Consider the following 296-nt stretch of genomic DNA (forward strand, 5'->3'; position numbering starts at 1 on the left):
GGATGGTGCCGATCGGCGAGCCGATCTGGGGAATCGCTGCGTAGATGGCGCGGCGCTCGAGCGGCGCATTCTCGACGCCGATGGTCATGGCGCCCGACCACTCGCCACCGACGAATAGGCCCTGCGCGATGCGAAGCAGCACGAGCAGGATCGGGGCGGCGATGCCGATGGCGGCGTAGTCGGGGAGTGCAGCGATGAGAGCGGTGTCGTTGCCGTTGCCGACGATGGTGATCATGAGCACCTTGCGGCGGCCGATGCGGTCACCGAGGTGGCCGAAGATGATGCCGCCGATGGGG

The 296-nt window shown here is 67.9% G+C and carries 1 protein-coding gene; it reads right to left on the reverse strand.

Annotation, left to right across the window (positions count from 1 at the left end; genetic code table 11):
- On the reverse strand, positions 1–296 hold a 296-nt coding region (locus tag QM019_RS12750), incomplete at both ends, for an MFS transporter (RefSeq protein ID WP_282853312.1).

It is taken from the genome of Gulosibacter sediminis (assembly GCF_030011715.1).
GTDB classification, from domain to species: Bacteria; Actinomycetota; Actinomycetes; order Actinomycetales; family Microbacteriaceae; genus Gulosibacter; species Gulosibacter sediminis.